Source organism: Streptomyces sp. NPDC006174 (assembly GCF_040614075.1).
In the GTDB taxonomy this organism is placed as follows: domain Bacteria; phylum Actinomycetota; class Actinomycetes; order Streptomycetales; family Streptomycetaceae; genus Streptomyces.
The window spans coordinates 467,698-489,346 of sequence record NZ_JBEXTJ010000005.1; the positions used below are offsets into that span (position 1 = coordinate 467,698).

The window sequence follows — 21,649 nt, forward strand, 5'->3', positions numbered from 1 at the left end:
GCTCTCCCAGGAGTGCGGAAATCCGCAAAGTCGGTCGCCCGGCGGCAAGTTCGGACAGAAACAGTCGCATGCGAAACGAGATGCGCGGCGCCCCTCAGCCCCGTCCCACGTACGGCATGTTCGTCGCCATCACCGTCAGGAACGGGATGTTCGCCTCCAGCGGCAGCTCCGCCATGTGCACCACCGTCCGCGCCACATCGGCCGCCGCCATCACCGGCTCCACCGCCGGCTCACCGTTGGCCTGGAGGATGCCGGTCTGCATCCGCTCGGTCATCTCGGTCGCCGCGTTGCCGATGTCGATCTGGCCGCAGGCGATCCGGTACGGCCGGCCGTCCAGCGACAGCGACTTCGTCAGTCCGGTGATCGCGTGCTTGGTCGCGGTGTACGCCACCGAGTGCGGGCGCGGCGCGTGTGCGGAGATCGAGCCGTTGTTGATGATCCGGCCGCCCTGCGGGTCCTGCTCCTTCATCAGCCGGTACGCCGCCTGCGCGCAGAGGAACGCTCCCGTCAGGTTCACGTCCACCACCGCCCGCCAGTCCGCCGCCGCGAGCTCCTCCACCGGCACGCCACCCGGCCCGAACGTGCCCGCGTTGTTGAACAGCAGGTCCAGCCGGCCGAACCGCTCCCGTACGGCGGTGAAGAGCGCGGCCACCTCGTCCTCGTCGGTCACGTCCGTGGTGACGCACAGCGCGTCCGTGGCTCCGGCCGCGGCGGCCGTCTCCGCCAGCGGCTCCGCCCGCCGCCCCGCCAGCGCGAGCGACCACCCCGCACCCGCGAGAGCGAGCGCGACGGCCCGGCCGATCCCTGAACCAGCACCCGTGACGACAGCGACTCGTTGATCAGTGTTCATGGCCCGGGAGCGTACGGGAGAGGCCGGTGCACAGGGCACGCGGTGCTCATCGACCCGCCATGCGGATGTTGTGCACGCGACAACGGCGCGTCGCGCACCGGCGGTGCGCTGGATTCCGACAGCATCCGGCAGCATCCGGCAAGCGAGGGGCATATGACAGCCGCACAGAAGTTCATGGCGCCCGGCCAGGGTGTCCGAACCGTCCGATCCACCGAACCCACCGCCGCCCGGTTATCCCGTCCCGGCGGCCTGGACCGCCGCCGTCTGCTCACCGGTGCGGGAGCCGTCGCCGCGCTCGCCTTCTCGATGAACCTGCCCGCCGCCGGCACGGCCGCCGCCGCCGAGCTGGACGCGCGCCGGATCGCCGAGGACCCCTTCACCCTCGGCGTCGCCTCCGGCGACCCGCTGCCCGCCTCCGTCCTCATCTGGACCCGCCTCGCGCCGCGCCCGTACGAGCCCGGCGGCGGCCTCCCGGCGGGCCGCGTCCAGGTGACCTGGGAGCTGGCCCACGACGAGGCCTTCCGCCGCATCGCGCGGCGCGGATCGGTCACCGCACACGCCGAGTTCGGCCACAGCGTCCGCGCCGATGTGCAGGGCCTCGACTCCGGCCGCGGCTACTTCTACCGCTTCCGCACCGGAAGCTGGACCAGCCCGACCGGCCGCACCCGCACCGCGCCCGCCGCCGGGACCCGTAACAGCTCCCTCACCCTGGCCGCCGTCTCCTGCCAGGCGTACCACGACGGCTACTTCACCGCCCACCGCCACCTCGCCGCCGAGGACGTCGACGTGGTCTTCCACCTCGGCGACTACCTCTACGAGTACGCCGTCACCGCCACCGGCGGCGCCCGCGACTACACCGACCGCCGCCTCCCCGCGCACTTCAACCGCGAGACCATGACCCTGGAGGACTACCGGCTGCGTTACGGCCTCTACAAGTCCGACCCGGACCTGCGCGCCGCCCACGCCGCCCACCCGTTCGTCGTCACCTGGGACGACCACGAGACCGAGAACAACTACGCCGGCGGGATCCCGGAGAACGACGTACCGCCCGAGGAGTTCCTGCTGCGCCGGGCCTCCGCGTACCGCGCGTACTGGGAGAACCAGCCGCTGCGCACCCCGCAGCGTCCCACCGGCCCGGACATGCGGCTCTACCGCCGCCTCACCTTCGGCCGGCTCGCGCAGTTCGACATCCTGGACACCCGCCAGTACCGCAGCGACCAGGCGTACGGCGACGGCTGGCGCACACCCGGCCCGGAGTCCGAGGACCCGGCGCGCACGATGACCGGTGCCGCCCAGGAGCGCTGGCTGCTCGATGGCTGGCGCGCCTCCGCCGCCACCTGGAACGTCGTGCCGCAGCAGGTCACCTTCGCTCAGCGACGTGACGTGCCCACCGCCGCCTACAAGCTGTCCATGGACGCCTGGGACGGCTATCCGGCCTCCCGGCAGCGGGTGCTGGCCGGTGCCGAGTCGGCCGGCGTGGAGAACCTGATGGTGCTGACCGGCGACGTCCATGTCTCGTACGCCTTCGACCTCAAGAAGGACTTCGACGACCCGGCCTCCCGGACCGTCGGCACGGAGATCGTCACCACGTCCATCTCCAGCGGCAAGGACGGCGCGGAGCGGCCCGCCAACTGGGAGAACCAGACCCGCGCCAACCCGCACCTGAAGCACTACAACGGGCGGCGCGGCTACGCGCTCGTCACGCTGACGGAGAAGCAGGCCCGCGCCGACTTCCGTACGGTGTCGGCCGTCACCACGCCCGGAGCACCGGTCACCACCGCCGCCTCCTTCGTGACCGAGGCGGGGAATCCGGGGCTCGAACCGGCGTAACGCCAGGTCAGCGGTCCGCCGGATAGCGGACGCCGACGCGGTCCCGTACCGCGTCGAGCGTCCGCATCACCGCGAGCGTGCCCTCCAGCGGTACGAGAGGCGACTCGGTCTCGCCGGCCAGGACCGCGCGTGCCACCTCGGCCGCCTCGTACTGCATCCCGGACAGGCCCTGCGGTCCCGGACCCGAGGTGACCGTCTCCGGCTCCTTGCCGGGCCGGTGCAGCACGAAGTGGTCCGGGTGGAAGAAGTCGCGTGGCAGGTCGATGCGGCCTTCGGTGCCGATGACGGTCGCCGCCGTCGGGTGGTAGCCGACGATCGAGCAGGAGAGCAGCGCGGTGGCGCCCGACTCCCAGCTCAGCAGCATGCCCGTGTTCAGGTCGACGCCTTCCGGCGAGAGGAGCGCGTCGGCCTGGATCCGGTCCGGCTCGCCGAGGAGCAGGTGCGCGAACGAGACCGGGTAGACGCCGAGGTCCAGCAGCGCGCCGCCGCCGAGGTCCGGGTCGCGCAGCCGGTGGCCCGGAGCGAAGTCGCCGGCGAAGCCGAAGTCCGCCTGTACGGTACGGATCTCGCCGATCGCTCCGTCCCGCACCAGCTCGGTCAGCCGGCGGACCACCGGGTTGAGGTAGGTCCACATGGCCTCCATCAGGAAGAGGTTGTGGTCCCGGGCGAGCGCCACCAGCTCCTGTGCCTCCCGGCTGTTGAGCGTGAACGCCTTCTCGCACAGCACATGCTTTCCGGCCCGCAGCGCGAGCGAGGCCGCCGCGTGGTGCGCGGAGTGCGGCGTGGCGACGTAGACCACGTCCACCGTGTCATCGGCGACCAGGTCGGCCCAGCTCCCGTAGGCGCGCGCGATGGAGTGGCGGTCGGCGAAGGCCCGCGCCGAGGTCTCCGTACGCGAGGCGACGGCCACCACCTCGGCGCCGGGCAGCGCCTGTACGTCCGCCGTGAAGGTCGCGGCAATGCCGCCCGTCGCCAGAACACCCCAGCGCACCGTCTCACCCATGCCCGTGCCACCGCCGTAACGAAAGAGGTATCGACCACTCCGGCCGAGCTGAGAGCATAGATGCGGATTCAACGATGTGGAGACGAGAATGCCGGACAGCGGCGGCAGCCGGGCCCAGCGAGAGCACATACCCACCTCCGGGACCGGTCCCGGACCCGACAGCGCGCCGCTCACCCCGCACGGTGACGCCGGCGCTCTCTCCGTCGACCCAGGAGCACCGCAGGTCACCGCCCCGGCCGGCCTTCCGGCGGCCCCGGAGGCGGACGGGCCCACCGCACCCGCGGTCAAGGCCGCCCGGCGCACCGGATTCCTCGTCACCATGGTCCTCGGCGGCCTCACCGCACTGCCGCCGCTCTCCATGGACATGTACCTCCCGGCGCTCCCGGCCGTCACCGACTCCCTCGCCGCTCCCGCCGCCACCATCCAGCTCACGCTGACCGCCTGCCTGGCCGGTATGGCGCTCGGCCAGCTCGTCGTCGGACCGATGAGCGACCGCTGGGGCCGCCGCAGGCCGCTGCTCCTCGGCATGGTCGTCTACGTCATCGCCACCGCGATCTGCGCGTTCGCGCCCTCCGCCGAACTCCTCATCGGCTTCCGCCTCCTCCAGGGGCTCGCGGGAGCGGCGGGCATCGTGATCGCGCGCGCGGTGGTGCGCGACCTCTACGACGGCGTGGAGATGGCCCGGTTCTTCTCCACCTTGATGCTGATCTCCGGCGTCGCGCCGATCATCGCGCCGCTGATCGGCGGCCAGGTGATGCGGTTCACCGACTGGCGCGGCATCTTCGTCGTCCTGACCGGCGTCGGCATCGTGCTCACGCTCGTCGTCTGGAAGTGGCTGCACGAGACCCTGCCGCCGGGCAGCCGCCACACCGGCGGGGTCGGCGAGGCCCTGCGCACGATGCGCGGGCTGCTGGCCGACCGGGTCTTCACCGGCTACATGGTCACCGGCGGGCTCGCCTTCGCCGTCCTCTTCGCCTACATCTCCGCCTCACCCTTCGTCGTCCAGGAGATCTACGGAGCCTCTCCGCAGACCTTCAGCCTGCTGTTCGGCCTCAACTCGATCGGCCTGATCGCCGTCGGGCAGATCAACGGCAAGCTGCTGGTCGGCCGGATCAGCCTGGACAAGGTGCTCGGCTTCGGCCTCACCGTCATCGTGGTGGCGGCCGTGGCGCTGCTGCTCATGACGACGGGCGTGTTCGGCGAGGTGGGCCTCGTGCCCGTGGCCGCCGGGCTCTTCGTGCTGATGTCGGCGATGGGTGTGGCGATGCCCAACACCAACGCCCAGGCCCTCATGCGGACCAAGCACGCGGCCGGCTCGGCCTCCGCGCTGCTCGGCACGTCCTCGTTCCTGATCGGCGCGATCGCCTCGCCGCTGGTCGGGATCGCGGGAGAGGACACGGCCGTGCCGATGGCCGTCGTACAGCTGGTGTGCGCGGTGGCGGCGGTGGGCTGCTTCCTGGGGCTGTGCCGGCCGTGGCAGCGGGCGGGACAGGGCACTCTCTAGCCCCTTTTCCGGCAGGTCAGTCGGTACGCGGATAGCCGAGCAGCCGCGTCCGCTCCTGGCGGTCCGTCCAGCGGAACACGCCCACGCCCGTCGTCTCCAGCCCCGGCAGCCGGGCGTTGCGCGACAACTGCTCGACCGTCCGGTCGGCGAGGTCCACCGCGACCGGCAGCCCGCCGCCGGAGAGCGCCTCGGCGGCGTCGCGCGCGTTCTCGGCGCCGTACGCGATGCCGTCGTCCGTCACCGTGGCCAGTGTCAGATGGCTGGAGCCGTCCGCCGCCTCGAAGCAGTGGCCCTGTCCCGCCGCCAGGTCGAAGGCCAGGTTCCCGGCGATCAGGTGGTCGCCCGACGGAGAGAGGACGGCCTGCGGGTAGCGGCCCGGCTTTATGGCGGGCCGGTGGCACTCCACCGAGACCAGCGGCTTGCCGGTCGCCGCGTCGTGCACCGTCCACAGCTCATGCGTGGCGGCCCGCTTCGCCTTCTTCGCCAGATCCCACTTCGCCAGCACCCGGTCCGCGGCCACCGACGTCACCACGCCGCTGCCCCGGTCGACACCCTTCGGCGCCACGTTCCGGCTGAACCAGCCGCCGCGCACCCAGAACTCCCGGGCCCCGCCGACCAGCAGCCCTGCCTCGGTCTGCCCGTACACCTCGGTGAGCTGCTTACAGGCCGGGCAGCCCTTGGGGTACTTCAGCTCGTCCGCGCTCAGTTCGGAGACCGTGCCCGTGACCGGGTCGACCAGTGTGCTGTTGGCCTTGCCGTCGCTGATCACGATCTCCGGGCCGTTCGTGCTGACGCTCGGCGCGCCGGACCACGGCACCTCGACGCGCTGCCGGGCGCCGTCCGTCACGTCGTACACGTCGAGCGAGACGAAGGTGGACACCGGGGTCAGCCCGTCGCCGACCTTCCCGTACGACCAGGTCACGAAGTACTGCCGGTCGCCCGCGGTGACGGTCGCGAGCCTCGGGTAGTGCGGCGGGTCCGGCGGCCGCCAGGCCTGGCCCTGCCAGCCGAGCTTGCCGGTGGCGGTGTCGACGGTGCGCAGCCGGTAGCGGTTGCCGTCCGTCCGCTCCAGGTAGGCGAGGCGGCCCGTCGCGTGGGAGACGGCGACCTCGGGCGAGGAGCCGATGATCTCCCAGCCCCGAGCGGTCGTGTACTGCGGCGGGACGGTGAGCCGGGTGACCGTTCCCGCGCTCGGCATCACCCGCTTCGCCGGGACGGCGCCTTTGCTCCCCTCGCTGTCCGGGTCGCCGCCGCAGGTCGCCAGGAGGAGGAGCAGCGCGAGGAGGACGACCCCGCCGACCAGGGCCAGCCGCACGACCTTCTGCCTCATGGCTCTCCCGATGGACCGGACCTGATCTGGTGCCTGGTGCTGTGCGTCTCGTGCCTCGCGGCGCAGGGCCGCCGCGCCCCGCGTGCCGATCTCGCGCGGGCCAGCGTAGCAACCGGCTTTCGGCGGCGTGGAGTTCGCGGAAAACCGGCTGCGCGGCTTCGCCGCAGGGACCCCGTACCCTCTTCCGCCCGGGCGAAGCGGAATCCGCCGGCCGGGTCGCCTCCGCCTACAATTCGGCGGTGAACGCCACCCTCCCCACCGCCCAGTCCCTGCGCGCGGCCCTGGCCGGGCTGCTCGACGGGCTGCCGCCGAAGCAGGCCGCGCAGGCCGTCGACCGGCTGATCGCCAGCTACCGCGGGAAGACCCCGACGGACGCGCCGATCCTGCGGGACCGCTCCGACGTCGTCGCGTACGCCGCGTACCGGATGCCCGCCACCTTCGAGGCCGTACGCTCCGCTCTCGACGCCCTGGCCGAGGCCGCGCCCGACTGGTCGCCCGCCACCCACACCGACGTCGGCGGCGGCACCGGCGCGGCGAGCTGGGCGGTGGCCGGGGCCTGGGAAGGCGCGGCGACGACCGTCCTGGACTGGGCCGAGCCCGCTCTGGCGCTCGGCCGCGAACTGGCCGAGGCGTCCGGGGTGGCGGGGCTGCGGGAGGCGCGCTGGGAGCGGGCCCGGATCGGCGCGGCGCTGGAGCTGGCACCGGCGGACCTGGTCACCGTCAGCTACGTACTCAAGGAGCTGACCGCGCAGGCCAGGACCGAGCTGGTCGACGCGGCCGCCGAGGCCGGGCAGGCCGTGGTGATCGTGGAGCCGGGCACGCCGGACGGCTACGCGCGGATCGTCGAGGCCCGGGACCGACTGATCGCCGCCGGCCTGCGCATCGCCGCGCCGTGCCCGCACAGCGCCGCCTGCCCGATCGAGCCCGGCACGGACTGGTGCCACTTCTCGGCCCGGGTCAGCCGCTCCTCACTGCACCGCCAGGTCAAGGGCGGCTCGCTCAGCCACGAGGACGAGAAGTTCAGTTACGTCGCCGCCACCCGCTTCCCCGCCACCCCGGCGCCCGCCCGCGTCACCCGCAGGCCGCAGATCCGCAAGGGCCAGGTCCTGCTGGAGCTCTGCACCCGCGACGAGGGCCTGGACCGCTCGACGGTCACCAAACGCCACGGCGAGCTGTACCGGGCGGCCAGGAACATCGCCTGGGGCGAGCCCTGGCCGCCGGAGGAGACCGGCTAGGGTCTTCCGTTCGGATCAGGCCGGATCAGGGAGCGGGGCCCGCGAGCCCGGCATGATCCAAACGAGAGGCCCTAGGCCGGGTGGTGACGCGGAACCAGCCGGCTCAGGCCGGCTCCCGCGTCCTCCTTCCGCAGCCCCGGAGCGGCGCGCCGGATCCGTTCGGCGATCGGCTCCAGCGCGAGCACCGTGTCGGGAAGCAGCGGGACGCCGGTCCCGTCGTACAGCGCGATCGAATCCCAGGCATCGGGGTCGGAGATGCCGCGCCGGTCGACGATGACGGCCCGGGTCGGCACGGGCAGCCGCGTCGCGGCTGCCATGACGGCCGACTCGACGCGCTGGGCCTGGTCGGGGTGGAGGCCGTCCAGCCACAGCGTCTGCGTCTCACGGTCGACCGGTACGGCATCGTACGTATCGACCACATCGATGTCCGCCGTCAACCACCAACTGAACGTGAGCGTGGCGACGCGACGCCCGATCAGGTCGCCCAACTCCTCCTGGCTCATGGGCGAGTCGTCACCCTCGACATCGATCATCAAAGCCGCGTTCCTGTTCGGGTGGATGAGCTCGATCCCGAACTCCGAGAAGATCTGCACCTGTTCGGCGAAGACCGCGGCGCTCGCGCCTTCCCGGTACCACTGGATGAACCCGTCAGCCATGGCCGGCGCCTCGACAGCTCGGCGGTGCGAACATCCTCAATTCCCCCTCATAGGACACCACCGGACTCATGCCGGTGTTTCCTCGCATACTCGTCGCGTGGACGCCGTTTCCCCAAGGAATTACGGCGTCCACGCGCGGCCGCGGAGCGGTCCGGGCGCTCGCTAGGCCCGTAGCTCCTGAGTGCAGCACTTCACGCTGCCGCCGCCTTTGAGCAGTTCGCCCAGGTCCATCGGGACCGGCTCGAAGCCCCGGTCCCGGAGCGGTTCCAGCAGGCCCGTCGCCGCCTGGGGCAGGAGGACGTGGCGGCCGTCGCTGACCGAGTTGAGGCCGAACGCCGCCGCGTCCGCCTCCCGCGCGAGCAGCGCGTCCGGGAAGAGGCGGCGCAGGACGGACCGGCTGCCGGGGGAGAAGGCGTCCGGGTAGTACATGATCTCGTCGGCCGCCGCGTCCAGTACGCAGAGCGCGGTGTCCAGGTGGTAGTAGCGCGGGTCGACCAGGTCGAGGCCGATGACCGGCAGGCCGAAGAACTCCTGGGCCTCGTCGTGCGAGAGCGGGCTGGAGCGGAAGCCGCGTCCGGCCAGGAGGTAGGAGGCGGTGACCGCGAAGTCGCCCTCGCCCTCGTTGACGTGGTCCGGCTCCCGGATGTCGGTGAAGCCGTGTGCCCGGAACCACTCGCGGTGCGCCTCGGCCTCCTCGTACCGCTCCCGGTAGGCGAACAGGGCGCCGAGCACCCGCCCGTCGATCACCGTGGCGCCGTTGGCCGCGAAGACCATGTCCGGCAGGTCCGGGCGCGGGGTGAGCAGCTCGACGGTGTGGCCGAGCGAGCGGTAGCGGTCGCGCAGGTCCTCCCACTGGGTCTGGGCCAGCGGCAGGTCGACGGGTTTGGACGGGTCCATCCACGGGTTGATGGAGTAGGTGACCCGGAAGTGCGTCGGCGCGCACATCAGGTAGCGACGAGGGGTGGCGTCACGGTTCAACTGGGGCTCCTCGCGATCGGCGGCCGGAGCCGCGGAACGGTGGGATGCGCACGGTCTGTGCGTGAGCCCCATGGTGCGCCGTCGGGGCCGGATCCGCAGTGGACCGATCGGGTGGTTCGGCAGATCGTCCTACGGAGGCCGCACGGTGGCCCGTTTCCGGTGGATGTCGACAAGACGATACGTATCGGCTTGTCCGGCGCTAGATTGGGCGCATGGCACCCCACAAGGCACCCGACTCCAACCGCCGCAGCGACCGCTCCCGCCGGGCCATCTACGACGCGGCCCTGGCCCTCGTCGGCGAGAGCGGCTACCGGCGTACGACGATCGAGGGTATCGCCGCCCGCGCCGGGGTCGGCAAGCAGACGATCTACCGCTGGTGGCCCTCCAAGGCGGCCGTCCTGATGGAGGCCTTCCTGGACCTAGCCGCCCGGGCCGCCGAGGAGGCGAGCCCGCAGGCCGGCGTCGCCGAGTACGGCATCCCGGACACCGGTGACCTGGCCGCCGACCTGAAGGTCGTCCTGCGCGCCACCGTCGACGAGCTGAACGACCCGCTGATGGAGGCGCCCACCCGGGCGCTCACCGCCGAAGGCATCGTCGACGCGAAACTCGGCGCCGAATTCGTCGAGAAGCTGCTCGACCCGCAGCTCGCGTTGTATGTCACACGGCTGGAGGCCGCGAAGGAGGCCGGACAGCTCCGTCCCGACGCCGATCCGCGCATCGCGCTGGAGCTCCTGATCGCGCCACTGACCCACCGCTGGCTCTTGCGGACCCTCCCGCTCACCCATGCGTACGCCGACACGATCGTCGACCACGCCCTCGGCGGACTCTCTCCGCGACCTTGATCCTTATCCGTTATGTGGTGACATCGGGCGTGATGGTGCTCACTCGGTGCAGTGGTAGACGGCCCCACTGGTGAACTCTGGCCACCCCGGCCGCCGGATGGTGCGACGATGGACAGGCAACGCTGAGGTGAAATGCTGAGGTGAGGGGATAGATGGGCGCCGATTCCGGCCGTTTCCGCGGCACAGAGAGCAAGATCTCCCAGTGGCTGCGGCGACGTCCCAAAGCACCAGCGGCCGAAGCCGACGGGACGGCCCGGGTGGAGCTGCTCCTGGCGGTCGCCGACGCGGGCATGCCCATCGCTCCCGCCGCCCATCCTCTCGGCTACCGATGTTCGTGCGAGCGCATCGGCTGTCCCACCCCCGCACGGCACCCCATTTCCTTCGCCTGGCAGACGCAGTCGACCACCGACCGCGCCCAGATCGAGCGCTGGGCCCGCAGCCAGCCGCTGGCCAACTTCATCACCGCGACCGGCATGATCCACGACGTGCTGGACGTCCCGCTCACCGCCGGCCGCTCCGCCCTGGAGCGCCTTCTCGCCGCGGGCATCGACGTCGGCCCGGTCGCGCAGTCCGGCGAGGACCGGATGCTCTTCTTCACCGCCACCCGCGGCACGCCGGAGGACGAGGACGAGTGGTGGCCCTGCGAGCTGGACTGCCATCCCGAGACCATGGACGCCCATCCGGGCCTGCGCTGGCACTGCCGCGGCAGCTACGTCCTCCTGCCGCCCGCCCGGCTCCCCGGTGAGCTCGACGTCCACTGGGTGCGCGGACCCGAGCACGAGCTGCCCGACCCGCTGACCCTGCTGGAGACGCTCACCGAAGCCTGTGCGCGCTATGCGGGCAGCGCCGCGCAGAGCGAGCTGGACCACGACTCGATCGCCTGGCCGCTGAGTCGCTGAGACGGTGAGCCGCTGGGACGGTGAGCCGGTGCGGCCGGTTCACGTCGTTTCGGTGGTGGGGCAGGGGCGTTCTGCAGCGCCCCTCACTCACCCTTCGCCGCGACCAGCCCCGGCAGCCGGTTCAGCAGCTGTACCCGGCCGCCGGCCGCGCCGGCGGCCTCGCCGCGCGCCGGCACATGGACCAGCTGGCTGGAGATCCGCTCCTTGGTGAGGCTGTTGGTGACCTCGCCGGTCATCAGCGCCTTCACATCCGCGTTGACCTCCGGCTTCAGCCCCTCAGCCGTCACCTGCCGCTCGAAGTGCTTGCTGCTGAAGAAGACCAGCGCTCCGCCGTCCTCGGTGCGCAGCCCGAGCGCCCCGAACGTGCCACCGGTCAGCGGCTGGTCGGCGTACTGGTACGAGAACCCGGCCCGCCGGGTCGTCCGGCGCGCCTCGCGCCACTGCGAGGTCGCCGTGCTCGGCGCGAACACGTCCGGCGTGCCCTTCTGCAGGTACTCCGTGTACGCGATGCTCAAGTCGGCCGGAGCGAGGGTCAGTTCCGTGCTCTGCGGCTCCACCGGCGTGGCGAACCCGTCCTTGTCCCGGGTGAACTCCGGCACCTGGGACGGCGGGACGACCCCGAGGTACGACGCCTTCCACAGCGCGTCGGGACCGCTCCGTACGAACACCACCAGCCAGCGGGTGTCCAGCTTCCCGCCGTCCTGGTCCCGGTTGGAGTCGGTGTCCGCCAGGAACCAGCGCGGCCAGCCCGCCTTCTTCGGGATGATGTAGGTGGCGTCCGCCAGCTCCAGCGGCCGGTGCGCCTCGTTGCCGTCCGGGCTGTACGTCTGCCGTGCCTTCAGCCCGGCCTGGTTGATCGCGCCGAGCGATCCCGTCACCCGGTCCGCGTCCAACGCCGGATCGTACGCCTTGTCCGCCGCGTTGTAGGCGGTGACGAAGTCCGTCAGCGCCTGGGCGGCCTCGGACTCCGTCGCCCCCGGCAGCACTTCCAGCTCACCGTGGACCGTCACACAGCCGCTCGCCGTCACGCACAGCACCGTGGCCGTCGCGAGCCCCGCCGTCAGTCGACCCAGCCTTGTCATCCGTTGCTCTGCGCCTTCTGCATCCGTCGCCCGCACTGACCGTCGAAACCCTACCGGGCCGCGTACGGCGTGCGGGCGCGGACCGGATACAGCGTCCACACCGTGACCTGGCGCCCAGGAAGGCTGAGTTCAGGCCGGACGGCGTACGGGGACGACCAGCGGGGTTCCCGTACGCGGATGCGGGAACACCTCCACCGGCTGCCGGTACACCTCGCCGAGCAGCTCGCCGTCGAAGATCTCCCCAGGCGGCCCCACCACCGCGATCCGCCCCTCGTGCAGCACGGCGACCCGGTCCGCGTACGCCGCCGCAAGACTTAGATCGTGCAGGACCACCACCACCGCGTCGCCGGCGGCGGCCCGTTCCCGGCAGATCCGCAGCACCAGCTCCTGGTGGCGCAGGTCCAGCGCGGCCGTCGGCTCGTCCAGCAGCATCAGCGGGGCCCGCTGCGCCAGCACCCGGGCCAGCGCCACCCGGGCCCGCTCGCCGCCGGACAACGCGGAGAACGGCCTGGCGGCGAACCGGGTCACCTCGGTGGCCGCCATCGCCGCCGCCACCGCCGTGTCGTCCTCGTCCTCCAGCTCCGTACCGGCCCAGGGCGCGCGTCCCATCCGTACGACGTCCTCCACCGGGAACGGGAAGGAGAGCACGGCGGACTGCGGCAGCACCGAGCGGCGCAGGGCCAGTTCGGGAGCGGTCCACTCGGCGGTGGAGCGGCCGCCGATCAGCACCTCGCCGCTCCCCGGGGCCAGGTCGGCGGCGAGCGCGGCCAGGAGCGTGGACTTGCCGGCCCCGTTCGGACCTACCAGCGCCACCACCTCACCGGCGTGCGCGGCGATGTCGACGGAGTCCAGCACCTGCCGCCCGCCCAGCCGGACCGAGAGCCCGGTGGCCTCGACGGCGGCGGAGCCGGGTGCGACGGGCGAGGGCAGCTCCCGGCTCCGTACCGCGAACAGGTCTCTCAGCGTCCTCATGCCCAACCACCTTGCTTACGACGGGTCCTGCGCAGCAGCCAGAAGAAGAACGGGCTGCCGAAGAGCGCGGTCAGCACACCGAGCGGCAGCTCGGCGGGAGCGGCCACGGTCCGGGCCGCGAGGTCGCCCGCCACCAGCACCAGCGCACCGCCGAGCGCGCTGCCGGGGACGAGGAAGCGGTGGCCGGGCCCGTTCGCCATCCGCAGCAGGTGCGGGACGAGCAGCCCGACGAACGAGATGATCCCGGCGACGGCCACGGCGGCGGCGGTCAGCAGCGCCACGACCAGGACGAGCGTGATCCGCAGCCGCTCGACGTCCACGCCGAGGTGGCGGGCCGGCCGCTCACCGAGGGCCAGCAGGTCCAGCTTGCGGGCGTAGAAAGGTGCGATGAGGAGTCCGGCCAGCGCGCACGGCAGCACGGCCAGCACCTTGGGCCAGGTCGCCTGCGAGAGCGAACCGAGCTGCCAGAAGGTGATCTGCGTGATCTGCGCGTTGTCCGCGAAGAAGATGAACAGCCCGATCAGCGCGCCTGCGAAAGCGTTGACGGCGATACCGGTGAGGATCAGCGTCACCACCTCGGTCCGGCCGCCGGAGCGCGAGAGCGTGTAGACGAGCAGCACGGTGGCGAGACCGGCGATGAACGCGAAGACCGTGATCGTCCAGTTGCCGAAGAAGGTCAGCCCGAGCGCGATGGAGGCGACCGCGCCGACCGCCGCGCCCGCCGAGATCCCGATGACACCGGGTTCGGCGAGCGGATTGCCGAACACGCCCTGCATCAAGGCGCCCGCGCAGCCGAGCGAGGCGCCGACGAGCAGCGCGAGGACGACGCGCGGGAGGCGGACGTTCCACAGGACGCTCTCGCCGACCCGGTCCAGCGGCTGACCGCCGAGGCCGATCCGGTGCTGGAGCGAGGCGAGGACGTCACCGATGGGGATGGAGTACGCGCCGATCGCGGCGGAGAGCAGACAGCCGGCGAGCAGGGCGAGGGAGAGGCCGACGGTGAGGATGAAGGCTTTGCTGCGCGGGGACTTGGGGGTGGCCTCCGGGCCGGCCGCCGCGCCGGGGTCCTCCTTGGCGAGCGGCTTCCCGGTGCGTTCCTCGTACGACGTCGTCACCGGCCCGTGCCGCCCTTCGCGTACAGCTGCTCGACGATCTCGGCGAGCACCCGGTCGGTGCGCGGGCCGTAGTTCAGCAGCACGCCGTCGTCGATCGAGACGACCCGGCGGTCCATCCCGGCGGGCGTCTCCGCGATGCCGGGGATCTTCACCAGACCGTCCATGCCGCCGACCGAGTCGAGCCCCTTGCTCATCAGCAGGATCGCGTCCGGCGCGGCCTTGGCGAGTGCCTCGCTGGTGATGGCGGTGAAGTCCTTGTTCAGCCCGGACGTCTTGCCCGCGTCGACCGCGCCCGCCGCCTCCAGCAGCGAACTCGCTCCCGACTCCGCGCCGCCCAGCAGATAGACGGAGGCCGAGCCGCGCAGATAGAGGAAGGCGACCCGGGGCTTCTTGCCGTCCGCGTGGTCCGGGATGGTCTTCTGCACGGCGGCGATCCGCGACTCGGTCCGCTTCTTCAGCTCGGTGCCGGCCGCCGGTACGCCGAGCACCTCGGCGACCGTGTCGATCCGGCGGCCGACGTCGGCGAGTTCCTTGGCGGGGTCCACGACGACCACCGGGATGCCGGCGTCGCGGATCTGGCCGATCGCCTCGGCCGGTCCGGTCGTGGTGTCCGCGAGGACGACGGTCGGCTTGAGCGAGAGCACGCTCTCCGCCGAGACGTCGTGGGCGCGGGTCACCACCGGGAGCCTCGTAGCCTGTTCGAAGGTGGCGGTGATGTCCCGGGCGACGACCTGCTTTCCGAAGCCGAGGGTGAAGACGATCTCGCTCAGCGAACCGGTCAGCGGCACGATCCGTTCGGTGGAGTCGACCGTGACCTTCTTGCCGTCCGCCGAGTCCACCGTCACCGGCAGCTTCGGCGCGGGCGCGGCGGCCAGCGGCTCGACCCGGTCGGCGTCGGCGGAGCTCTTGGCCGGCGTCGATGCGGAATCGTTGCCTCCGCCGCAGCCCGTCAGCAGCAGGACGAGAGCCATCGCGGCGGTGAGGGCGGCGCCCGCCCGGCCGCGGACCGGCCGACGGCCGAAGGCCCGCCCGGTGTCCGGGCACTGAGGGGCGAAGTCCTGCGTGATGCGCACGGGGCACCGTCCTGTCGTTCCGCGGTCTGTGATGGGTGGTTCAGGTGTGACGTATGTGTCGGTGGTGTGGAGGTGCCGGAGGGGTTCCGGCCGAGGCTGGGAATACCTTAGGTTAGCCTTACCTACACATCCAGCCCTCGGAGGGGTCCCTCATGCTGCCGTCCAGATCCGCCCGCGCGCTCGCCGTCGCGCTCCTCGCGGTGCTGCTGGGAGCGATGCTCCCGGCCACCACCGCGCAAGCGGCCAGCCGCACGGTGCAGGGCGGACGGCTGGACTGGGGCATCAAGTCCTCCTTCCAGAGTTACGTCACCGGCCCCATCGCCCAAGGCAGTTGGAGCCTGACCGGCGGCGCCGCCACGGTCGGCGGCAGCCAGTTCCGCTTCCACTCCGCCAACGGCTCCTACGACCCGGCGACCGGCGCCTTCAGCTCCGGCTTCTCCGGCGGCGTGCACTTCACCGGCCACAAGAAGGCCAACGGCACCAACGAGCTGGACCTCGTCATCAGCCGTCCCACCATCAGGATCAGCGACGGCGGCGGCACGCTCTTCGCCGACATGGTCAGCAAGGAGCGAGGGACCGGCAAGGTCTCCAACCGCTCCCAGGTGCCGCTCGCCACGCTCGGCCTCGGCGGCATCAACATGAAGGGCGGCTCCACGCTTATCGCCCTCAGCAACGTCCCCACGACGCTGACCGCGCAGGGTGCCTCCGCCTTCGCCGGCTACTACACCGCCGGTACGCCGCTCGACCCGATCAGCCTCTCGGTGGACACCCAGGGCGCGCCGGCCGAGCAGCCGAAGCCGGCCCCGTCGAAGACGAAGGACGAGGGCGCCAAGAAGGACGAGGACGAGAAGGAGAAGGACGCCGAGAAGGCCAAGGACAAGGAGAAGGCGGGCCGGTTCGAGGACGCCGCCGTCGACTGGGGCGTCCGCCGCACCTTCCGTGAGTACGTCACCGGCTCCATCGGCCAGGGCAAGTGGACGCTCGCCGACGGCGCCCAGGACGGCGGCGCGCTCTTCCGCTTCCGGCAGGGCAAGGGCACGTACGACGCGAAGAGGCAGACGCTGGCCGCGGACTTCGGCGGCAGTATCCACTTCACCGGCGCCCACGACCTGGACCTGAAGTTCGCCGGTGTCACGGTCGCCGTGGCCAAGGGCAAGGGCACGCTGTCGGCCGACGTCACGAGCGCGGGCACCACCCGCAAGGACGTCCCGCTGATCACCTTCGCCGCCAGGGACTTCGCGCCGAAGGAGGGCCTCGCGGTCCTCACCGAGGTGCCCGCGACGCTCACCGGGGACGGGGCCAAGGCGTTCGGATCCATGTACAGGGCGGGCACCGAGATGGACCCGGTCTCGCTCGCCGTCGCCGTCGACGACAAGGCCCAGCTGCCTCCGCTGCCCGACCTCGGCAGCGAGCCGACGGCCGCCGCCGAGCCCACCGCGAAGCCCTCGGCCGAGCCCTCCGCCGAACCGGTCGCCGCCGCCTCCGACTCGGGCCCGGGCGCCGGAACGTACGCCGCGATCGGCGGCGGTGTCCTGCTGCTCGCCGCGGCCGCCACGTTCTTCGCGCTGCGCCGCCGCAAGGCCGACCAGGCCTCCGGCGCCACCCAGACCTCCTGACGCCCCCATGTGCGCTTTATGGTTCCTCGCCCCCTCCCCCCACGCCTCCCTTCCTCCCCCCGTTTTCCTAGGAGACCCACCGACATGGCAGCAACTCGCCGCCCCATAGCCCTCGCGGCAGCCGTGGCCACGGCCGCCGCCCTGGGCGCGACCTTCGCCCTCCCGGCCCTCCCGGCCTTCGCGGCCGACCGGGCCCCCGCCCAGGCCGTGGCCGACGCTCCCGCCGCGCCGGTCTTCCAGCTGGAATCGGGCACCTTGGACTGGGGCTTCAAGCAGTCCTTCCGCAAGATGATCGAGGGCGCCAAGGGCACCACCACCCTGGCCGACGGTGTCACCCGGAACGAGGACGGCACCTACAAGTTCCCCCTGGTCAAGGGTGAGTACAACCTCGGCAACCACGGCGTGACGTCCTCGTTCAAGGGCAGCGTGCACTACGTGGCGCGCGGCGGCGCGCTGGACATCAAGCTGTCCGACGTCAAGGTCCTCACGGTCGGCAAGAGCGGCACGATCGTCGTCGACATCACCGCCAAGTCCCCGGGCAAGGACGCGGTGGTCACCGAGGACGTGGTGCTGTCCACGCTCGACCTCAACGGCATCACGCCCTCCAACGGTGCCGACGGCATGAAGTACGCCGACATCCCGGGCGCCCTCACCGAGGAGGGCGCGGCGGGCTTCGCCGGCTACTACGCGAAGGGCGACCCGGTCGACCCGGCCACCCTGACGGTCAAGACGGCCCAGCCGCCGGTCGACCCGCCGGTGGACCCCCCGGTCGACCCGCCGGTGGACCCGCCCGTCGACCCGCCGGTCAAGCCTCCCGTGAAGCCTCCGGTGAAGCCGACCCCGACCGAGACGGTCAAGCCGACCCCCGCCGAGTCCGCCAGGCCGACCAGCGGCCCGGTCGTCGACGGCACCCTGGACTGGGGCCTCAAGCAGTCCTTCCGCTCGTACGTCGTCGGCCCCATCGCCCACGGCAGGATCGAGACCGGCGACGGCGCCACGGCCGACGCCGGCGGCTACCGCTTCACCAAGGCGACCGGCCACCTCGACGCCGCGAAGAACACGCTCAACGCGCAGTTCAAGGGCAAGGTGCGCTTCCTCGGCCACGAGACCGCCGGTGAGTTCGAGCTGGACCTCTCCCTCAGCAACCTGAAGGTCGACGTCCAGGGCACCACCGGCAAGCTCCTCGCCGACGTCGCCACCAAGGACCGCGCCTCCGGCAAGGTCGACACCTTCACCGGTCTGCCCTTCGCCGACCTGAAGGTGCCCGCAGGTGCGCTCACCGCCAAGGAAGGCGTGGTGACCCTCAAGGACATCCCGGCGACGCTCACCGAGGACGGCTCCAAGGCGTTCAGCGGCATGTACCAGAAGGGTGAGGTGCTCGACGTCCTGAACGCCGCGGTCTCGCTCGACAAGGACGCCACGCTGCCTCCGGGCGGTACGGAGTACGAGAACTGCGCCGCGGCCGAGGCGGCCGGCGTGGCGCCCATCAAGAAGGGCGAGCCGGGCTACGCGGCCCACCTCGACCGTGACGGCGACGGTGTCGCCTGCGAGTCCGGCGAGTCCGGCGGCTCGGGCTCGACCGGCGGATCCACCGCGGGCGGCTCCACCACCGGCGGCGGCACGGTCGGCGGTTCGACCACCGGCGGTGCCACCACCGGCGGTTCGGTCGGCGGCTCCGGCGCGCTGGCCGCCACCGGCTCCGACACGCCGACCGGCGCGCTGATCGCCGCCTCCGGCGTCGTCGTGGCGGCCGGTGCCGGCATCGTGCTCCTGGCGCGCCGCCGCCGTAACGCCACCGCCTGACCGACCCCGCACCACCCGCAGGGCCGTATCCACCGGGTACGGCCCTGCGGCCGTTCCGGGGTGGTGCTTGAATGCGCACGTGAACCACGACGACGTACCCCGGGGCATCGACGTCCTGCGGGTCTTCTGCGGACCCGACGGCCGCCACGGCAACGCCCTCGGTGTCGTACGCGACGGAAGCAGCCATCCCGACGAGGCGTCCCGGCAGCGGCTGGCCCGGCAACTCGGCTTCAGCGAGACCGTGTTCGTCGACGACCCGGAGCGCGGCCGGGTGGACATCCACACACCCGGGCTGCGGCTGCCGTTCGCCGGGCACCCGCTCGTCGGCGCTGCCTGGCTGCTGGACCTGGAGATCCTGGAGCTGGCCGTCGGAGACGTCTTCGCCCGCCAGGACGGCGAGTTCACCTGGATCACCGCGCGTCCCGAGTGGGCCCCGCCGCGCACGCTCCAGCAGTACGCGAGCGCCGACGAGGTGGAGGCGCTGCCGAGGCCGCCGGCCGGAGAAGGCTGGCTCTACGCGTGGGCCTGGGAGGACGAGGCCGCCGGACGCGTCCGCGCGCGGGCCTTCCCGAGGCGTGGCGGAGGCATCGTGGAGGACGAGGCGACGGGCGCGGCGGCCATGCTGCTCAGCGCACACCTCGGCCGGGCCCTGAACATCACACAAGGACGCGGCTCCCAGATCCTCACAGCACCCGCGCCGGACGGCACGGTGGAGGTAGGGGGCCGCGTCCTGATGGCCGCCCGGGACTGAACTCCGTTCGGCCGTAAGCGATATGAGCGGTACTACGCGCTGAGCGGGAACACCTCGCCGAGCTCGCGGAAGACCGCGGTGTTCAGCGCGAAGGCGCGCTTGCACTCCTCGACGATCCGCTGCTTCTCCAGGTCGTCCGCGTTCACGCCGTCCAGCAGCTCGCGGTAACTCCGCTTGAAGGCGGCCGGGTTGGTGATCTCCTCGAAGACGTAGAACCGCACGCCGTCGCCCTTGCGCTCGAAGCCCCAGGTCTTCTCCGCCTTGTCACGGATGATCTGGCCGCCCGAGAGGTCGCCGAGGTAGCGGGTGTAGTGGTGCGCGATGTATCCGGCGGGCCAGGTGCGCGCGCACTCGGTGACCCGGGCGGCGTACGCGGCGGTGGCGGGCAGCGGCTCCAGGCCCTCGTGCCAGTTCTCGCCGCGCAGGTGCGCCAGGTCGCGCTCCAGCTCGGTGGAGCGCATCAGCTCGGACTGTATGAACGGGCCCGCGACCGGGTCGTTCCGCAGGGCCTCCGCGCCCTCCTCCAGCGCCCGGTAGACGAACCACAGCTGCTCGGTGTAGCGCGTGTACGCGTCCACGCCCAGCCGCCCGCCGAGCAGGTCACCCATGAAGGTCGAGGTCTCGGCCTCGGTGTGCTGCTCGTGCGACGCGGTGCGGATGAGCGTCGAGAAGGAAGTGACGGTGGCGGTTGCGTCCAAGGCGGGCCTCCGGGGCCGAAGGGGACGGGAAGTCCAGAAACAGACGGAAATATCGGCAGGCGACCGCCGCGACGCTGCGGCGGCGCGTGCCGATACGCCGATCCTCCTACTTAGGTTTACCTAAGTCAACTGGTTACCGACTGCTTGTCGGTAAAAAAATACGCGACGAGTCGGCGGAGGGCCCGATAACGGAAAATCTGGGCTGATTACGGCAGGGTGAGGATCTCCGCACCGGTCTCCGTGACCACCAGCGTCTCCTCGAACTGCGCGGTCCGCTTGCGGTCCTTCGTCACCACGGTCCAGCCGTCCTCCCACATGTCGTACTCGTGGGTGCCGAGCGTCAGCATCGGCTCGATCGTGAACGTCATGCCGGGCTGCATCACGGTGGTGGCGTTCGGGCTGTCGTAGTGCGGGATGATCAGGCCGGAGTGGAACGAGGAGTTGATCCCGTGCCCGGTGAAGTCGCGCACGACGCCGTAGCCGAACCGCTTGGCGTACGACTCGATGACCCGGCCGATGACGTTGATCTGCCGGCCCGGCCTGACCGCCTTGACGGCCCGGTTCAGCGACTCCCGGGTGCGCTCGACGAGCAGCCGCGACTCCTCGTCCACGTCACCGCAGAGGTAGGTGGCGTTGTTGTCGCCGTGCACGCCGTTGATGTACGCGGTGACGTCCAGGTTCACGATGTCGCCGTCGCGCAGCACGGTGGAGTCGGGGATGCCGTGGCAGATGACCTCGTTGAGCGAGCTGCACAGCGACTTCGGGAAGCCGCGGTAGCCGAGGGTGGAGGGGTACGCGCCGTGGTCGATCATGAACTCGTGCGCGACCCGGTCGAGCTCGTCCGTGGTCACGCCGGGAGCGATGTGCTTGGCGGCCTCCTCCATCGCCTGCGCGGCGATGCGGCCCGCGATCCGCATCCGCTCGATGGTGTCGGAGTCCTGGATCTCCGGGCCGGTGTACGGCTTCGGGCCCGGCTTCCCCACGTACTCGGGGCGCCGGATGTTTCCGGGAACGGAACGGACGGGAGTGATCTCCCCTGGTACGAGAAGCGACTGGCCAGACATGCCAGCGAGTCTAACCAGGGGTCCCGGGGGCACCATGGCGATAAGGAAAGGAGCAGTCGATGGCCCTGTTCAAGAAGCGCACGGTCGGCAAGCCCGGCGAGTGGTACTACTGCCTGGAGCACAAGAAGGTCGAGGAGGGCCCGGAGTGCCCTGCCCAGAACCGGTTCGGCCCCTACACCTCCCGCGAGGCGGCCCAGCACGCGATGGACACGGCCCGCGACCGCAACCTGGAATGGGACACGGACCCGAAGTGGCACGACGAGGACAAGGGCAAACCCGGCCCGTCCGGCGACTGAGGCCGCACCTCAGCCCGTCCGGCGTTCGAGGGCACCTTTCAGCCCCTCCGGC

At 71.7% G+C, this 21,649-nt stretch carries 20 protein-coding genes; 9 read left to right on the forward strand and 11 right to left on the reverse strand.

The genetic code is table 11. From position 1 onward, the window contains the following. Positions 1-94: 94 nt before the first annotated feature. The gene (locus ABZ267_RS14385) at positions 95-850 is read right to left on the reverse strand and encodes an SDR family oxidoreductase (RefSeq protein ID WP_356755101.1); all 756 of its coding nucleotides are present in this window, start codon (positions 848-850) and stop codon (positions 95-97) included. Positions 851-1,003: 153 nt separating this feature from the next. Between ABZ267_RS14385 and ABZ267_RS14390 the strand changes: the two genes are divergently transcribed. After that, entirely contained in the window at positions 1,004-2,680 is a 1,677-nt protein-coding gene (locus ABZ267_RS14390) for an alkaline phosphatase D family protein (protein WP_356755103.1), read from the forward strand. 7 nt (positions 2,681-2,687) lie between these two features. On the opposite strand, the gene ABZ267_RS14395 is transcribed toward ABZ267_RS14390, so the two are convergent. Beyond that, positions 2,688-3,683 (reverse strand): Gfo/Idh/MocA family oxidoreductase, encoded by a 996-nt coding sequence (locus tag ABZ267_RS14395; protein WP_356755105.1) that lies wholly within the window; start codon positions 3,681-3,683, stop codon positions 2,688-2,690. An 88-nt stretch (positions 3,684-3,771) separates the two neighbouring features. On the opposite strand from ABZ267_RS14395, the gene ABZ267_RS14400 reads away from it, so the two are divergent. Further along, complete coding sequence (locus tag ABZ267_RS14400; protein WP_356755107.1) at positions 3,772-5,187, forward strand: Bcr/CflA family efflux MFS transporter; 1,416 nt, start codon at positions 3,772-3,774, stop codon at positions 5,185-5,187. A gap of 16 nt (positions 5,188-5,203) precedes the next feature. Here the strand turns inward: ABZ267_RS14400 and ABZ267_RS14405 are convergent, their stop codons facing one another. Beyond that, positions 5,204-6,517, reverse strand: coding sequence for a hypothetical protein (locus ABZ267_RS14405; protein ID WP_356755109.1), 1,314 nt, complete (start codon positions 6,515-6,517; stop codon positions 5,204-5,206). Between the two features lie 239 nt (positions 6,518-6,756). Between ABZ267_RS14405 and ABZ267_RS14410 the strand changes: the two genes are divergently transcribed. Then, positions 6,757-7,752, forward strand: coding sequence for a small ribosomal subunit Rsm22 family protein (locus tag ABZ267_RS14410; protein WP_356755111.1), 996 nt, complete (start codon positions 6,757-6,759; stop codon positions 7,750-7,752). 71 nt (positions 7,753-7,823) lie between these two features. Here the strand turns inward: ABZ267_RS14410 and ABZ267_RS14415 are convergent, their stop codons facing one another. Together ABZ267_RS14415 and ddaH are read right to left on the reverse strand one after the other, a co-directional pair. Next, entirely contained in the window at positions 7,824-8,408 is a 585-nt protein-coding gene (locus tag ABZ267_RS14415) for a hypothetical protein (RefSeq protein ID WP_356755113.1), read from the reverse strand. A gap of 162 nt (positions 8,409-8,570) precedes the next feature. Next, entirely contained in the window at positions 8,571-9,458 is an 888-nt protein-coding gene (gene ddaH / locus ABZ267_RS14420) for a dimethylargininase (protein WP_356755115.1), read from the reverse strand. Between the two features lie 140 nt (positions 9,459-9,598). On the opposite strand from ddaH, the gene ABZ267_RS14425 reads away from it, so the two are divergent. Then, entirely contained in the window at positions 9,599-10,228 is a 630-nt protein-coding gene (locus ABZ267_RS14425; protein WP_356755116.1) for a TetR/AcrR family transcriptional regulator, read from the forward strand. A 152-nt stretch (positions 10,229-10,380) separates the two neighbouring features. Continuing rightward, positions 10,381-11,127, forward strand: coding sequence for a bifunctional DNA primase/polymerase (locus tag ABZ267_RS14430; protein WP_356755118.1), 747 nt, complete (start codon positions 10,381-10,383; stop codon positions 11,125-11,127). A gap of 83 nt (positions 11,128-11,210) precedes the next feature. Here ABZ267_RS14430 and ABZ267_RS14435 read toward each other — a convergent pair whose 3' ends face one another. From ABZ267_RS14435 to ABZ267_RS14450, 4 genes are all read right to left on the reverse strand, one after another. After that, positions 11,211-12,209 carry a hypothetical protein gene (locus tag ABZ267_RS14435; RefSeq protein ID WP_356755120.1) on the reverse strand — a complete coding sequence of 333 codons (999 nt, stop codon included), beginning with the start codon at positions 12,207-12,209 and terminating at the stop codon, positions 11,211-11,213. Positions 12,210-12,338: 129 nt separating this feature from the next. Then, positions 12,339-13,181, reverse strand: coding sequence for a heme ABC transporter ATP-binding protein (locus ABZ267_RS14440; RefSeq protein ID WP_356755122.1), 843 nt, complete (start codon positions 13,179-13,181; stop codon positions 12,339-12,341). Beyond that, positions 13,178-14,296, reverse strand: a complete 1,119-nt coding sequence (locus ABZ267_RS14445) for an iron ABC transporter permease (protein ID WP_356755124.1) — start codon at positions 14,294-14,296, stop codon at positions 13,178-13,180. Before ABZ267_RS14445 ends, ABZ267_RS14440 begins: the two co-directional genes overlap by 4 nt. Beyond that, complete coding sequence (locus ABZ267_RS14450; protein ID WP_356755126.1) at positions 14,293-15,369, reverse strand: ABC transporter substrate-binding protein; 1,077 nt, start codon at positions 15,367-15,369, stop codon at positions 14,293-14,295. Before ABZ267_RS14450 ends, ABZ267_RS14445 begins: the two co-directional genes overlap by 4 nt. A gap of 152 nt (positions 15,370-15,521) precedes the next feature. Between ABZ267_RS14450 and ABZ267_RS14455 the strand changes: the two genes are divergently transcribed. From ABZ267_RS14455 to ABZ267_RS14465, 3 genes are all read left to right on the forward strand, one after another. Next, positions 15,522-16,985 (forward strand): HtaA domain-containing protein, encoded by a 1,464-nt coding sequence (locus ABZ267_RS14455; protein WP_356755128.1) that lies wholly within the window; start codon positions 15,522-15,524, stop codon positions 16,983-16,985. An 84-nt stretch (positions 16,986-17,069) separates the two neighbouring features. Then, complete coding sequence (locus ABZ267_RS14460) at positions 17,070-18,788, forward strand: HtaA domain-containing protein (RefSeq protein WP_356755130.1); 1,719 nt, start codon at positions 17,070-17,072, stop codon at positions 18,786-18,788. A gap of 79 nt (positions 18,789-18,867) precedes the next feature. Further along, positions 18,868-19,539, forward strand: coding sequence for a PhzF family phenazine biosynthesis protein (locus ABZ267_RS14465; protein ID WP_356755132.1), 672 nt, complete (start codon positions 18,868-18,870; stop codon positions 19,537-19,539). A 32-nt stretch (positions 19,540-19,571) separates the two neighbouring features. Here the strand turns inward: ABZ267_RS14465 and ABZ267_RS14470 are convergent, their stop codons facing one another. Together ABZ267_RS14470 and map are read right to left on the reverse strand one after the other, a co-directional pair. Further along, the gene (locus ABZ267_RS14470; RefSeq protein ID WP_356755134.1) at positions 19,572-20,237 is read right to left on the reverse strand and encodes a biliverdin-producing heme oxygenase; all 666 of its coding nucleotides are present in this window, start codon (positions 20,235-20,237) and stop codon (positions 19,572-19,574) included. Positions 20,238-20,443: 206 nt separating this feature from the next. After that, positions 20,444-21,301, reverse strand: coding sequence for a type I methionyl aminopeptidase (map, locus tag ABZ267_RS14475; protein WP_356755136.1), 858 nt, complete (start codon positions 21,299-21,301; stop codon positions 20,444-20,446). A gap of 59 nt (positions 21,302-21,360) precedes the next feature. Here map and ABZ267_RS14480 point away from each other — a divergent pair, with 59 nt between their 5' ends. Further along, positions 21,361-21,597 carry a hypothetical protein gene (locus tag ABZ267_RS14480; protein WP_093688982.1) on the forward strand — a complete coding sequence of 79 codons (237 nt, stop codon included), beginning with the start codon at positions 21,361-21,363 and terminating at the stop codon, positions 21,595-21,597. Positions 21,598-21,649 lie beyond the last annotated feature (52 nt).